This window comes from Proteus sp. Marseille-Q3619 (assembly GCF_965283115.1).
Window position 1 is genome coordinate 50,227 of sequence record NZ_CBDIMP010000001.1, and the last position, 14,639, is coordinate 64,865.

Genomic DNA, 14,639 nt, shown 5'->3' on the forward strand with positions numbered 1-14,639 from the left:
AGCTATGTCGTTACGTTTGAAAAAAGAGAGCCATTCCACGCTCTTAGTCGGATCTCAAGAATACGAGTACTACCGTCTTTCAGAAGTCGCCCGCCAATTAGGCGATATTACCCGTCTTCCTAAGTCTCTGAAGGTGTTACTAGAAAATTTAGTGCGTTATCTCGACAATGATACTGTTGTTGACGAGGATATTAAGGCACTCGTTGAGTGGCAAAAAACAGCACATGCATCACGAGAAATTGCATATCGACCTGCAAGGGTACTTATGCAAGATTTTACAGGTGTGCCTGCAGTTGTTGATTTAGCGGCTATGCGTGAAGCTGTGAAATCTTTGGGCGGGCAAGTGGATAAAGTTAATCCATTATCACCCGTAGATTTGGTTATTGACCACTCTGTTATGGTTGATGAATATGCCAGTAAAAATGCGTTTGCTGAAAACGTGGAAATTGAAATGGAGCGTAACTATGAACGCTACCTTTTTTTACGTTGGGGGCAGCAATCCTTTGAACGCTTTCGTGTCGTGCCGCCAGGTACAGGAATTTGCCATCAGGTAAACTTGGAGTACTTAGGTAAAGCTATTTGGTCTGAGGTGCAAAATGGGCGTCATGTGGCTTATCCTGATACTTTAGTGGGCACAGATTCTCACACCACAATGATAAATGGTCTTGGTGTTTTAGGTTGGGGTGTAGGAGGCATTGAAGCAGAAGCCGCAATGTTAGGACAACCTATCTCCATGCTAATTCCAGATGTTGTTGGCTTTAAATTGACAGGAAGATTACGTGAAGGGATCACGGCAACTGATCTGGTATTAACTGTCACACAGATGTTACGTGCTCATGGTGTTGTGGGTAAATTTGTGGAGTTTTATGGTGATGGTTTAGCGTCATTACCTTTAGCTGATCGTGCAACAATAGCGAATATGTCGCCAGAGTATGGCGCGACCTGTGGATTCTTCCCAATAGATGAGATCACCCTTGATTATTTGCGTTTAACAGGGCGTGAAGAACAAGAAATTGCACTTGTTGAAGCTTATAGCAAAGAGCAAGGTCTATGGCGACATACAGGTGATGAACCTATCTTTACGTCAACATTATCGTTAGATATGGGAACCGTTGAAGCGAGTCTTGCAGGGCCTAAACGCCCTCAAGATAGAGTTAATCTGCCGAGTGTACCTAGGGCATTTAAAGCAGCTGTAGATCTTGAAACCAATAAGAAACCACTGACGCAGTTTCCTCAAGTAAAAATTGATGATTATCCTGCATTTGAGTTAACCGATGGTGCCGTCGTTATTGCGGCGATCACATCATGTACCAACACATCAAACCCTAATGTCTTAATGGCAGCAGGATTACTCGCTAAAAATGCGGTAGAAAAAGGATTACAGCGTAAGCCTTGGGTTAAGTCTTCTTTGGCTCCTGGATCTAAAGTCGTCACGGATTATCTTAATCTAGCAGGATTAACGCCTTATCTTGATGAGTTAGGGTTTAATCTTGTGGGATATGGTTGCACAACATGTATTGGCAACTCCGGGCCTTTATTAGCACCGATTGAAAGTGCGATTAAAGATAATGACTTAACTATTGCGGCTGTATTATCTGGTAACCGTAACTTTGAAGGTCGAATTCATCCCTTAGTGAAAACCAACTGGTTAGCATCGCCGCCTTTAGTGGTTGCTTATGCTTTATCAGGAAATATGAATATTGATCTTACTAAAGAGCCATTAGGTAAAGATAAACAGGGTGCTCCCGTTTATTTAAAAGATATTTGGCCTGACAGTAAAGCTATTGCAGATGCTGTTGAGAAAGTTAAAACAGAGATGTTTCATAAAGAGTACTCCGCCGTGTTTGAAGGTGATAAAACATGGAAATCATTGCAAACACAAGATACACCCGTCTATGATTGGCAACCAGACTCTACCTATATTCGACATCCTCCTTTCTTTGAAGGTATGTCAAAAACACCGGCTCCGATTAAAGACATTCATCAAGCCAGTATTTTGGCTATTTTAGGTGATTCGGTGACAACGGATCATATTTCACCCGCAGGTAATATTAAGGCGGATAGTCCCGCAGGGCGTTATCTGCGTGAACATGGTGTCGAGCCGAAAGATTTTAACTCTTATGGTTCAAGACGTGGCAATCATGAAGTCATGATGCGAGGCACATTTGCCAATATTCGTATTCGTAACGAAATGGTGCCGGGAATCGAAGGTGGTTTTACCAAGCATATTCCAACTGGTGAAATATTGGCTATTTATGATGCTTCAATGCGTTATCAGCAAGAAAATACGCCGTTGGCAATTATTGCTGGTAGTGAATATGGTTCAGGCTCTAGCCGTGACTGGGCGGCAAAAGGAACACGTCTATTAGGTGTACGTGTGGTGATTGCAGGCTCTTTTGAGCGTATTCACCGTTCTAACTTAATCGGTATGGGAGTTTTACCTTTAGAGTTTCCTAAAGGGGTATCTCGTCAAACATTGGGCTTAAAAGGTGATGAGAAAATTGAGATCACAGGGCTTAATGCATTAATACCGAGCCAAGATGTCGCGGTTAATATTACTTTCGCAGATAATCGTACTGAAACTATTATGGCGCGTTGTCGTATTGATACTCAAACTGAATTAGCCTATTTCCAACATGGTGGCATATTGCATTATGTTATTCGTAATATGCTTTAATTAGTTTTGTAACGTAGTTAATAACAATGCCCCATTATAAAAATAATGGGGCATTTTTTTATCTTTTCTTTTTGTAATAACAATCACCAGCCCTGAATTGCACCACCGTTAAAAATGGTTTCGGCAGCCGTGGCAACTTCGGGAGATTGATATGCTTTGATAAAATCACGTACATTATCAGCATCTTTGTTCTCTTCCCTTGTCACAATAATATTGGTGTAAGGAGAGTTTTTATCTTCAATAAAAATACTGTCTTTGGTCGGTGATAAATTAATTTGCTGGATATAAGTTGTACTGATAATAGCGACAGTTACTTTGGGATCGTTTAAAACCCGTGGTAATTGCGCACCTTCTAGCTCCATAATTTTAAGCTTAAGTGGATTATCAATAATGTCGATAGCCGTAGGCAATAAACCACTGTTTGGTTTTAGCGTAATAAGCTTTTCTTTATCTAGTAACAGTAATGCTCGACCTAAATTGGTGGGATCGTTAGGAACTGCAATGGTATCGCCTGATTTTAACTCCGAAGGGTGTTTGATTTTAGTTGAATAGCCCGCCATAGGAAAAACAAAGGTATTACCAACAGCCACTAAATTGTAACCACGAGATTGATTATCTTGGGCAAGAAAAGGGCGATGTTGAAAAACATTGGCATCAAGTTCTTTATTTGCAGTGGGATCATTAGGCAATAAAGAACCGCTGAAACTTACCAATTCAACCTCTAAGCCATATTTTTCTTTTGCGACTTTTTTGGCAATTTCAGCCACATCTTGTTCAGCACCATTAATCACACCAACCTTGATTGAATAGCTGTTTTTATCGCTATTATCACAACCAGTCAATAATGTTCCTGCTAATAAAAGCGCGCCGAAAACCCTACCAGAAAAATGTAATGGCATAATGCATTCCTATCAAAATTTATTTATTAATAAATAACTTAGAATCAGATAGATAGTCAATAAAATCGCATATGACAAATTTTTACATGATATAATTTAATGATAAAAAAGACATAAAAATAAGATGTAAGAGAAGAAAAATAGATAAAGAATAAATTTACAAGGTAATAAAATAAAAAGAATAAATAAAAAATCCGAGCAACTCAGGCTCGGATTTGAAAATAATTAATGTTGTGTTGTTACTTTATTATTGCGCTTTCTTAAATAAAAGATGGCCCATTTTATCGGCTTTAGTATCAAGATAATGTGCATTACTTGGATTACGCCCGACAATCAAAGGAACTCGCTCGATAACATTAATTCCTGCGGCTTTCATGATTTCAATTTTCTTCGGATTATTGGTTAATAACCGAACTTCATGAACACCTAAGAGGTTATACATGTCAGCACAAAGGGTAAAATCGCGTTCGTCAGCTTTAAAACCTAACTCAAGGTTCGCTTCAACGGTATCTAAACCTTTATCTTGTAATGCATAGGCTCGTATTTTATTTAGCAATCCAATATTTCTGCCTTCTTGGCGATGATAAAGTAATACGCCACGACCTACTTTACTTATTTGTGAAAGTGCTGCTTCAAGTTGGAAACCACAATCACAACGTAAACTAAATAGGGCATCGCCCGTTAGGCACTCTGAATGAATACGAGATAATACGGGCTCTGAGCCTGAAATATCGCCATAAACTAGAGCGACATGATCTTTTCCTGTTGCGATTTCTTCAAAACCGACCATTAAAAACTCGCCAAAAGGCGTCGGTAGTTTTGCTTCTGCGATACGTCTTAATTTCATTATTTTTGACTCATAATTTCAGGTGATACTCTCGTCCAAGATTATACACTTTATAACGAGAACAAAGAGAAATAATACACTGAAATATTTCCAGGCCTCATAGGTAAGGAAATGAATAACACACACTTATTAAATCACACTTCAACAAATTATCAGATTTTGATGCCGAGTGCATAATGATTTATTGCTAAACTTGCATCGTTTATACTGATAATCTTTAGCTGTAAATGGATGAGAACATTTGTATTTAAGAAGAGGCAATATATTGAATAAGCAAGTAACAAAGTTGATTCTGTTAGGTAGTATGTTGCTCTTAATCATACCAAGTGCTGTGTTGATATTGGGTTGGAAGTGGCAACCTACTGATCACCCTTTAGGCGGGATAAGCACATTATGGATAGCTGATAGTGCAGCAAAACCTTGGAGCGCTGTGACTATTATTGTTTTGTTAGCATTGCTTTTTATGGTGTTGAAATTAAAACGTAACCGTTTCATTCAATTAGCCGTGATAATTATTGCAACATTATCTATTGGGCAATTAATTAAGGTCGCGGTTAAAAATGCAGTAAAAGAGCCTCGCCCTTATGTTGTTTGGGTTAGTGAAAATTTGCACATTAGCTCTGAAGCTTTTTATCAAGTATCAAGACCTGAGCGAGAACAATTACTCCAAAATGGATTAGCCAACTCACCTGTGGTCCCTGAATGGCAACTTAAATATTGGAAAACTGAAACAGGTTATGCTTTTCCGTCTGGTCATAGTTTATTTTCAGCGACACTCGCATTATTTGTTTTTGTCCTTTTTATGTTGCGCCGTCATTATTTTTTAGCGTCACTCGGGTTATTATGGGGAATTGATGTCACGGTAGGGCGTATTGTATTAGGAATGCACTGGGCATCTGATGTGATTGTCGGTATTCTTATCAGCACCGTGCTGGTTTGGTGTGCATTTAAGGTGATTGAGCGGCGTTTATTACTCAAACCCTGACAATAGCCCTTATTTTTGAGATATAGAATGTCTTTTTCAGTATTTATATGAAAAAATATACGAAAATCAGATGATTCTAAGAAATGACTTTCTTTGTGCGCAGTGAAAATGCTACCTTTATCTGTCTACTAAAGAAAAGAGAATAAAAAAGGAAATAATGTGAAAAAAGTCCTACTTTTTATTTTGGTTATTCTTGTTCTTGCCATCGTGGTGATTGCCATGACTTTAGGCACAAATAACGATCAGGTAGTCACATTCAATTATCTTATCGCTCAAGGTGAATATCGTATTTCTACCTTGTTAGCTACCCTGTTTGGTATGGGTTTTGTACTTGGCTGGATTGTAAGTGGTGTTTTTTATCTACGTGTACGCTTATCACTAGGTCGAGCAAAACGTAAAATTAAACGTCTTGAAAGCGCCCAAACAAAACAAGAAAACCAAGAAAGTCGCCCAACGGTTGCTTCTGCTACGAAATAAGGACGATAGCTGATGCTAGAATTGCTGTTTCTGTTATTACCTGTCGCTGCGGCTTACGGCTGGTATATGGGGCGTCGTGGCGCCCAACAGGACAAACAGCAGAACGCCGATCGCCTGTCACGTGAGTATGTGGCGGGTGTTAACTTCTTACTTTCTGATCAACAAGATAAAGCAGTTGATCTTTTCCTCGAAATGCTTAAAGAAGATAGCTCTGCTTTTGAAGCTCATCTTACTTTAGGTAATCTTTTTCGCTCTCGTGGCGAAGTCGAGCGCGCTATTCGTATCCACCAATCGCTAATGGAAAGTGCTGCACTTTCCTTTGAGCAACGCCTACTTGCTGTTCAACAGTTAGGCCGTGACTATGTGGCTGCGGGTGTTTACGATCGCGCTGAAAATATGTTTCAGCAACTTATTGATGAGCATGAATTTCGCCAAAGTGCGTTGCAATCGCTGTTAGCTATTTACCAATTAACCAGTGATTGGGGAAAAGCCATTGAAACGGCTGAAAAATTAGTAAAATTGGGACAACGCGAGCTTAAAGAGCAGATCGCCCATTTCTATTGTGAATTGGCGTTACAAGAAATGAGTAGCGATAATCTTGAGAGCGCGCTCAATTTCTTACAAAAAGCAGGGCAAACAGACCCGCTTTGTGCTCGTGTTTCAATTATGTATGGTCGTATCTATATTGCTCGTGATGATAAACAAAAAGCTATCGATGTTTTAATGAAAGTTATTGAGCAAGATAAAGAGATGGTCAGTGAAACCTTACCTATGCTTTTTGAATGTTTCCAAGCTCAAGGCGACGATAATGCTCGTTGGGAAACTTATTTACGTCAATGTGTGGATAGTAATTGTGGTGCGATTGCGGAGCTTTACCTTGCTGACATTATTGAAGCTAAAGAAGGTATTGAAGCAGCTCAGTTATACATTAATCGTCAATTAGAGCGTCATCCAACCATGCGCTTGTTCTATCGTTTAATGCGTTACCATTTAGCAGAAGCAGAAGAAGGACGCGCCAAAGAGAGCCTTATCTTATTGCGCTATATGGTTGGTGAACAAATTCGCACGAAACCAGATTATCGTTGCCATAAATGTGGTTTTACCTCTCATGCATTATATTGGCATTGTCCATCCTGTCGTTCATGGGATACCGTTAAACCTATTCGCGGTTTAGATGGTCAGTGACGATGTCACTTTTTTAATAGTCTCTCTATAAATAAAGGCCCTAAAATGTCATTTCATTGTGATAAGAAATCGCCCGAGCTTACCTGCGCGCCCGTTATTGTGGCACTAGACTATGAAGACCAAAAAAGTGCATTAGATTTTGCACAGCGTATCGATCCCTCATCTTGTCGTTTAAAAATTGGTAAGGAGATGTTTACCCGTTTTGGACCTCAGTTTGTGACTCAATTACAAAAAGAAGGGTTTGATATTTTCCTCGATTTAAAATTCCATGATATTCCCAATACTGTTGCAAGAGCCGTTGCAGCCGCTGCTGATTTAGGTGTATGGATGGTTAATGTACACGCGAGTGGTGGCGGTCGTATGATGCGTGCTGCCAAAGAGAGTCTTGCTACCTTTGGTAAAGACGCGCCACTTTTAACTGCAGTGACTGTACTTACCAGTATGGATCAATCTGATTTAATTGAATTGGGAATAACATTGACGCCCGCAGAACAAGCAGAACGTTTAGCGTTACTGACAAAATCTTGTGGTCTTGATGGTGTTGTCTGCTCTGCACATGAAGCAACACGTTTTAAACAAGTTTGTGGTGATGATTTCTTATTAGTTACTCCGGGTATTCGTCCAGCAGGAAGTGATATCGGCGATCAGCGTCGTGTAATGACACCAGAGCAAGCCATTGCGGCAGGCGTTGATTATATGGTGATTGGTCGTCCTATTACTCGTAGCGATAACCCTCATGAAACATTGCAACAAATTAATCGTTCTATACAAGGTATGTAAATGGATAATAACTCTCGTTTGGTTTATTCCACAGATACGGGTCGCATAAAAGAAGAAGAACAAAAGCCAGTACGTCCTGCTGGTGATGGTATTGTGCGTATTCAGAGACAAACTAGCGGACGTAAAGGTAAAGGTGTATGCGTTGTTTCAGGTATTGATCTGGATGATGCAGAGTTAGCGAAACTTGCGGCTGAACTGAAGAAAAAATGTGGCTGCGGTGGGAGTGTCAAAGACGGTTTAATTGAGATCCAAGGTGATAAACGTGATTTAATTAAATCGCTATTAGAAGCCAAAGGAATGAAGGTTAAACTTGCTGGTGGCTGATTTAACTAGCTAGATAGCAATGAAATGAATGATAATGCGCTAATTTTCTATTGAGATTAGCGCATTTTTTATTGTCACTAATAGATGTCTTTTAAAAGGTATTTTATGAAAGCGTACTTGATGATTGTTGCACTATTATATTCTTCTGCGCTTTTTGCAGAAACGACTGCGGATAAAATAATTGTTCATAACAAATATTGTTCTTCACCAGAACAGACCATGGATGAAGTTTATGAGAATGGCGCAATAACACATTGTGTTTATGCTGGGCTTTCAATTGCAGATGCATATAAAAAATATGTCAATGAACACGATGAAGATTATCTTGTAAAAACCATTAAAGTGAACAATAACATCCAAAAAGAATATACAAAAGACGGTGTTTCTGTTGATTATAAATGGGAAAATCTAAAGAAATTAATGATAGAGCAACAGTTTTCAGGTGGTTTTACGGAGTTTGTGTTAGAAGAAGATAAGAAAGGCACTAAAATCACGATCACTGGTCACCCTGATTAATTATTAAGAAAACAGCGAAATCCATAAATATGATTATAGGTGACAATGTCACCTATTTTTTTGCATTTCATTCTATTTTTTCTCGTTGATTTTTAGATACTTCACAGGCACAGCAAGTGTTAGCCAAACACCATTATCTGCGTGATAAAATTCAAATCCATCACTAAACATGTTTTCACTATCAACGGTTAAAACGACTGCTTTTCCATGACGATTGCCAACATTCACAGCTGTTTTATATTCCTGTGAAAGATGAACATATTGACGACCATTAGGAATTAAACCTTGATCAAAAATACTATCGATAAAGCGAGTTGCCGTGCCGTGATAGAGTATTGTTGGTGGCTTTATTGGTTGATAACCAACGGTGGTTTTAAGTGAATGACCTTGCACTGCGCGAATAAAAAGCCCATCTTCTGAAATAGCAAAACGCTTTTTATCATTGGTTTCTACAACGTCTTTAATTAATTCAAGGGTTAGCGGTGTACCATTTTTTTGTGCTAATGGGATTAATTTTGATATTTCTCCCCATCCTTGCTTATCCAATGTTAAACCGATACTTTCAGGGGCATGACGTAAGATATAGCTTAAAAAACGACTAATTTGTATTTTGTCTTTCATTGATTTAATCCATTTATTAATTATTAAATTTATGATGCAAGAGAAAATACCAATGCATCATAAAAGCATTTCCGTTCTTTTTAATGTTCTTTTTTTATCACTAGTTTGACTCTAAATTAGAGATATAAAAAAAGCCGATAGTTCTAAGTGAACTATCAGCCTCATTGTATACCGATTTAAGTCCTATTAGATAGGGCGAGCAACGATATTGCGTGTTTCCAGCTTCACATCTTCAATGCGTACAGGAATGATATCATTGAGCTTATAAGCAGTTTCACCTTTCACAATGACGGTGCCTGTTTCTTGGCTACATTGAATTTCATCACGTACAGCATGTAAGAATGGTGCAGGAATAAAGGCAACAGCACCATTTTCAACTAGACGAACACGAACACCACCACGAGTAATATCGATAATTTCGGCATTAAATGGTGTTTCAGTGCCAGCAAAAGGTTTTAAGAAACGCGCATATAACCAATCACCCACATCGCGTTCGGCCATACGATTAGCGCGGCGACGCTCTGCAATACGAATACCATCTTCTTCTTGTGGTTTTTCAGCACTTTCTTTGCTGATAATCGCTTTGAGCAAACGGTGATTTAAAATATCACTGTACTTACGAATTGGTGAAGTCCATGTTGCGTAAGCTTCTAATCCTAAACCAAAGTGAGGACCTGGCTCAGCTTTGATTTCAGCAAAGTTTTGGAAGCGGCGAATACGGCTATCAAGGAATTGATTTGGCTGATTATCAAGCTCACGACGCAATTGGCAGAAACCTTCAAGCGTTAATAAACTTTCAGATGTAGTTTCAATACCGTTATCTTTTAATGTCTGCACAACTTGATCGATATAAAGTGGATCAAAGCCTGTATGAACGTTGTAAACGCCAAAACCTAAGTTTTTCGCTAGTACTTTTGCTGCACAGATATTGGCGGTGATCATCGCTTCTTCAACAATACGGTTTGCGATACGGCGTTTTTCTGCAACGATATCTAAAACATTGCCGCCTTCATCAAGAATAAAACGGTAATCAGGGCGTTCTTTAAAGACCAGAGCATGTTTTTCACGCCATTCATGACGTTTTTCACACATTTCTTTTAATAACATCACTTGTTCATGAACAATCTCATTTTCAGGTTGCCATTGGGTGTTTTCACCTTCTAACCAATCTGAAATATGGTCATAAACTAGCTTAGCTTTTGATTCTACCCACGCAGAATAGAAGTGAATATCTTCAAGCAATGAGCCATCTTCGGTAATACTCACTTGGCAAACTAATGCAGGACGTTTCTCATTAGGACGTAATGAGCAAACATTGTCTGACAGTTCGCGAGGCAACATTGGGATATTAAAGCCTGGCAGATAGTTAGTTAGTGCACGTTGTGCGGCAATTTTATCTAATTCACTATTAGGCAGAATATAAGCGGTTGGATCCGCAATAGCGATAAAGAGTGTGAGTTGACCGTTCTCTTCTTTACGAATAAAGAGGGCGTCATCCATATCTTCTGTTGATGCACTATCAATAGTGACAAAGGAGAGAGAAGTCAGATCTTCACGAGGTAAAGTATCATGTAATGTGAGCGCTTCGTCACCCATTTCAGGCGCATCACGTTCAAGCTGATGACGCATTAAGGTTACCCACCAAGGCGCAAAGTGATCGTCTTTATCGGTAATATAGTCTGTAATTTCAGCCTGAAAACCTTTATCACCTTTATTAAGTGGGTGACGACGCATTACGGCAACAGCCCAATCTTGATCAACAAAGCTATGTGTTAAGCCTTGAGCAGGACGGCAAGGAATAGCATCTTTTAAGAGAGGGTGATCGGGTACTATCCACAGACGGTTATCACCTTCTTTTTTCTGAATACGACCAACAAAACGCGTTAAGAAAGGTTCAACCAATTCTTCGGGTTCAACCGATTCTTTATCGCCGTTTGTATGAACGGCAGCAATAACTCTGTCGCCGTGCATCACTTTTTTCATTTGCGGAGGGGGAATAAAATAGCTTTTCTGACCATCAACTTCAAGGAAGCCAAAGCCTTTATCTGTTCCCTTTACAAGGCCTTCCACGCGCGGTGTTTGGGCATGGAGTTGCTGTTTTAGCTGTGCAAGCAGCGGATTGTCTTGAAACATATTTTTCCGGAAAGTCGGCAGTTTTAATAATAAAAGTGGGCAATAGTTTTATTCGATTGTGTGTAGTGACGCAAGTAATATCGCATCATAAAAACAGACAAATCGACAAATTTTCACTCGGGATCTGTTTTTTCTTTAAATTCACAAAGATCTTCGATAATACAAGAGCCACACCGTGGTTTTCGTGCAATGCAGGTATAACGACCATGAAGAATAAGCCAATGGTGACAATCAACCTTAAATTCTGCCGGAACAACTTTTAACAGTTTTTGTTCGACTTCATTGACATTTTTACCTGGGGCAAAACCTGTCCGATTACTCACTCTAAAGATATGTGTATCGACAGCGATTGTTGGCCAGCCAAATGCCGTGTTTAAAACGACATTGGCGGTTTTACGACCGACACCAGGTAAGGCTTCTAGGGCTTCTCTGTTTTCAGGTACTTCACTGTTATGTTTATCAACTAAGATTTGACACGTCTTAATCACATTTTCAGCTTTAGTATTATAGAGGCCGATGGTTTTAATGTATTTCTTAAGACCATCAACGCCTAAATTCAGTATTGCCTGTGGTGTATTGGCAACGGGGTAAAGCTTGGCTGTTGCTTTATTTACACTCACATCGGTTGCTTGTGCAGAGAGTAACACGGAGATCAATAGTTCAAACGGAGAGTCAAATTTTAGCTCTGTCGTAGGTTGCGGATTGTCATCACGCAACCGAGTTAGAATTTCAATACGTTTTGCTTGATTCATTATGCTCACAAATTAATTTTTGACGATATGACTACCACAGCCTTGTTCTTTTTCGTAAGTTTTCGTTGTCGAAGTGCTGCGCTTTTTCTGTCTTTCATCGATAAGGTATTTTGCTGCTAACATAAAGCCTAAGCCGATAAAAGCACCGGGTGGTAAAATGGCGAGTAAGAAGGGTGAGTCTAAATGTACTATCTCAACTCTTAATACTTGTGCCCATTCACCTAATAGTAAATCTGCACCATCAAATAATGTGCCGTTACCTAAAATTTCACGCATTGCACCTAAAACAAAGAGTGCTGCTGTTGCGCCTAATCCCATCGCTAAACCATCAATAGCGGAAGGAAAGACTTCATTTTTAGCGGCAAAAGCTTCAGCACGACCAATAACAATACAGTTAGTAACGATCAATGGAATGAAGATCCCTAAAGATTGATATAAGCCGTAGGCATACGCATTGATTAGTAATTGCACAGCACTGACGACAGACGCAATTATCATAACATAAATTGGGATTCGAATTTCAGAAGGAACCCAACGACGTAAACTTGAAACCGCCACATTAGTACAAAAGAGCACTAATGTTGTTGCAAGCCCCAAGCCTAATGCGTTAGTGGCAGTAGAAGAAACAGCAAGTAAAGGACATAAACCCAGTAGTTGAACTAAAGCTGAGTTATTGGTCCATAACCCTTGTGAAAATAGCGTTTTGATAGAGTTCATCTTAATTCGCCTCACAGACAGGAAGTGTATCCAACTTCTCTGGTAAAGATTGTATTAGCCAAGCAGTGCGCTTTGATGAGTTAACAACGGCGCGAGGGGTGATCGTCGCGCCCGTGAATTGATCAAAATCGCCACCATCTTTTTTTACTGCCCAGTGCGGATCGTTTTCACTGGAAATGAATCTATTGCTCAATGTCGTGATCCAATCAGAAATACGTGTTTCAATTTTATCCCCTAACCCTGGCGTTTCATTATGAGCAGTAACACGTACACCAAGGACATTTGCTTTAAAGTCGGCGCCTACAAGAAGCTCAATTGCGCCTGAATATCCATCAGGAGCGGTAGATTCTAATGCGGCTGCAACAGGTTTGCCGTCTAAACGGGCAACATAAAGCTTATGTGGTTTTGTATTCCCTAATTCAGGTGCCGTGAGTAGATAACAATCTTTAGAGAGATCGTTGTTATACATTGATTGTGGGATCACCTGATCTAATAATTTTTGTTTCTCTAAAGCGACTTGTTCTGCAATGGTGTCTGCGGTTAAGTGATAAACCACCGCAGTTAAACCTGTCGTACAGGCAGCAAAGATAGCTAATGTTAACCCATGACGTTTTAAGATTTCGATCATCATTTTCTCCTTGGATTAATGTCCGTAAACACGAGGGCGTGTATAGCTATCAATGAGCGGTACGGCAATATTGGCAAGCAATACAGAGAAGGCGACTGCATCTGGGTATCCGCCATAGACACGGATAATCCAAACTAATAAACCAATCATGCCCGCATAAATTAAACGCCCCTTAGGGGTTGTTGAGGCGCTAACCGGATCGGTCGCAATAAAGAAGGCTCCTAACATTGTTGCACCTGAGAAGAGCTGTAATAGCGGTTGTGAATAACGCGTAGGATCAATACCCCAGCTAATAACCGAACATAGTGCTAATACAGAAATCATCGCAACAGGGATATGCCAGCTAATAATGCGTTTATAAAGCAGGATTAATCCGCCAACTAAATAAGCTACATTCACCCATTGCCAGCCAATGCCTGCAAATTCACCTTGTAAAATAGGTGTCGCTAAGACTTCATTAATTGGGTGAGTTAATAAACCTGTTTTAAAGCTATCAAGAGGTGTTGCTTGTGTAATGCCATCGACAGAACGTCTTAAATCTTCAAGCGTTAAGCCAGAAGAGGTATGCCCTGTAAAGAAGATGCTTAAACTATCCATGACATTGTAAGAGACAGCCTGTAATTCAACGGGAGGCATCCAAGATGTCATTTGTACTGGGAATGAGATCAGCAAAACCACATAACCCACCATTGCGGGATTAAATGGATTTTGTCCTAAGCCACCATAAATATGTTTTGCGATAACAATAGCAACAAAAGTACCTAAAACAATGATCCACCATGGTGCTAAAGGCGGAATACTAATGGCGAGCAATACACCAGTCAACAGCGCTGAATTGTCTTTCAGATAAAGTAAGGAATCTTCTTTTTTGAGCTTTACGCAAAGTGCTTCAGTAACAAGCGCCACGATAATAGCTATCACAATTTGGTAAATGGTTCCTAAGCCAAAGAAATAGATCTGGCTTAAGATCCCAGGAAGTGCCGCTAATGTTACCCATAGCATAACTTGGCTGGTGGACTGTTGATTATGCGTAAAAGGTGAACTCGCAATTTTTAATTTACTATTGTTATTTTGTATTGGTCTGAATTTCATCTGTGA

15 protein-coding genes are annotated in these 14,639 nt (G+C 39.6%); 7 read left to right on the forward strand and 8 right to left on the reverse strand.

Translation table 11 applies throughout. From position 1 onward, the window contains the following. Positions 1 to 4: 4 nt before the first annotated feature. Positions 5 to 2,677 (forward strand): aconitate hydratase AcnA, encoded by a 2,673-nt coding sequence (gene acnA / locus ACWPWK_RS00250; protein ID WP_109372362.1) that lies wholly within the window; start codon positions 5 to 7, stop codon positions 2,675 to 2,677. 83 nt (positions 2,678 to 2,760) lie between these two features. On the opposite strand, the gene ACWPWK_RS00255 is transcribed toward acnA, so the two are convergent. Further along, positions 2,761 to 3,576: a MetQ/NlpA family lipoprotein gene (locus tag ACWPWK_RS00255; RefSeq protein ID WP_109372361.1), complete on the reverse strand. Its 816-nt coding sequence runs from the start codon at positions 3,574 to 3,576 to the stop codon at positions 2,761 to 2,763. A gap of 247 nt (positions 3,577 to 3,823) precedes the next feature. After that, positions 3,824 to 4,423, reverse strand: a complete 600-nt coding sequence (gene ribA, locus ACWPWK_RS00260; RefSeq protein WP_109372360.1) for a GTP cyclohydrolase II — start codon at positions 4,421 to 4,423, stop codon at positions 3,824 to 3,826. 265 nt (positions 4,424 to 4,688) lie between these two features. Here ribA and pgpB point away from each other — a divergent pair, with 265 nt between their 5' ends. From pgpB to ACWPWK_RS00290, 6 genes are all read left to right on the forward strand, one after another. Beyond that, on the forward strand, positions 4,689 to 5,408 hold the full coding sequence (gene pgpB, locus ACWPWK_RS00265; protein WP_109372359.1) for a phosphatidylglycerophosphatase B: 720 nt from the start codon (positions 4,689 to 4,691) through the stop codon (positions 5,406 to 5,408). A 219-nt stretch (positions 5,409 to 5,627) separates the two neighbouring features. Continuing rightward, positions 5,628 to 5,885: a LapA family protein gene (locus ACWPWK_RS00270; RefSeq protein WP_232797478.1), complete on the forward strand. Its 258-nt coding sequence runs from the start codon at positions 5,628 to 5,630 to the stop codon at positions 5,883 to 5,885. Positions 5,886 to 5,897: 12 nt separating this feature from the next. Then, on the forward strand, positions 5,898 to 7,070 hold the full coding sequence (gene lapB / locus ACWPWK_RS00275) for a lipopolysaccharide assembly protein LapB (RefSeq protein ID WP_109372357.1): 1,173 nt from the start codon (positions 5,898 to 5,900) through the stop codon (positions 7,068 to 7,070). A 45-nt stretch (positions 7,071 to 7,115) separates the two neighbouring features. Next, positions 7,116 to 7,850 (forward strand): orotidine-5'-phosphate decarboxylase, encoded by a 735-nt coding sequence (gene pyrF / locus ACWPWK_RS00280; protein ID WP_109372356.1) that lies wholly within the window; start codon positions 7,116 to 7,118, stop codon positions 7,848 to 7,850. Continuing rightward, complete coding sequence (gene yciH, locus ACWPWK_RS00285; RefSeq protein WP_006536941.1) at positions 7,851 to 8,174, forward strand: stress response translation initiation inhibitor YciH; 324 nt, start codon at positions 7,851 to 7,853, stop codon at positions 8,172 to 8,174. A gap of 105 nt (positions 8,175 to 8,279) precedes the next feature. Beyond that, the gene (locus ACWPWK_RS00290) at positions 8,280 to 8,690 is read left to right on the forward strand and encodes a hypothetical protein (protein WP_160230333.1); all 411 of its coding nucleotides are present in this window, start codon (positions 8,280 to 8,282) and stop codon (positions 8,688 to 8,690) included. A gap of 72 nt (positions 8,691 to 8,762) precedes the next feature. Here the strand turns inward: ACWPWK_RS00290 and ACWPWK_RS00295 are convergent, their stop codons facing one another. The 6 genes from ACWPWK_RS00295 to rsxD form a co-directional block, all read right to left on the reverse strand. Further along, a complete protein-coding gene (locus tag ACWPWK_RS00295) occupies positions 8,763 to 9,311 on the reverse strand; it encodes an RNA 2'-phosphotransferase (protein WP_109372354.1) in 549 nt (182 codons plus the stop codon). A 186-nt stretch (positions 9,312 to 9,497) separates the two neighbouring features. Continuing rightward, a complete protein-coding gene (locus ACWPWK_RS00300) occupies positions 9,498 to 11,444 on the reverse strand; it encodes an exoribonuclease II (protein WP_109372353.1) in 1,947 nt (648 codons plus the stop codon). A 113-nt stretch (positions 11,445 to 11,557) separates the two neighbouring features. Then, entirely contained in the window at positions 11,558 to 12,196 is a 639-nt protein-coding gene (gene nth / locus ACWPWK_RS00305) for an endonuclease III (RefSeq protein WP_109372352.1), read from the reverse strand. A gap of 12 nt (positions 12,197 to 12,208) precedes the next feature. After that, on the reverse strand, positions 12,209 to 12,913 hold the full coding sequence (locus ACWPWK_RS00310; protein ID WP_109372351.1) for an electron transport complex subunit E: 705 nt from the start codon (positions 12,911 to 12,913) through the stop codon (positions 12,209 to 12,211). Between the two features lies 1 nt (position 12,914). Beyond that, positions 12,915 to 13,541 carry an electron transport complex subunit RsxG gene (gene rsxG, locus ACWPWK_RS00315; RefSeq protein WP_109372350.1) on the reverse strand — a complete coding sequence of 209 codons (627 nt, stop codon included), beginning with the start codon at positions 13,539 to 13,541 and terminating at the stop codon, positions 12,915 to 12,917. 15 nt (positions 13,542 to 13,556) lie between these two features. Next, positions 13,557 to 14,633, reverse strand: coding sequence for an electron transport complex subunit RsxD (gene rsxD, locus ACWPWK_RS00320; protein WP_109372349.1), 1,077 nt, complete (start codon positions 14,631 to 14,633; stop codon positions 13,557 to 13,559). Positions 14,634 to 14,639: the final 6 nt, after the last annotated feature.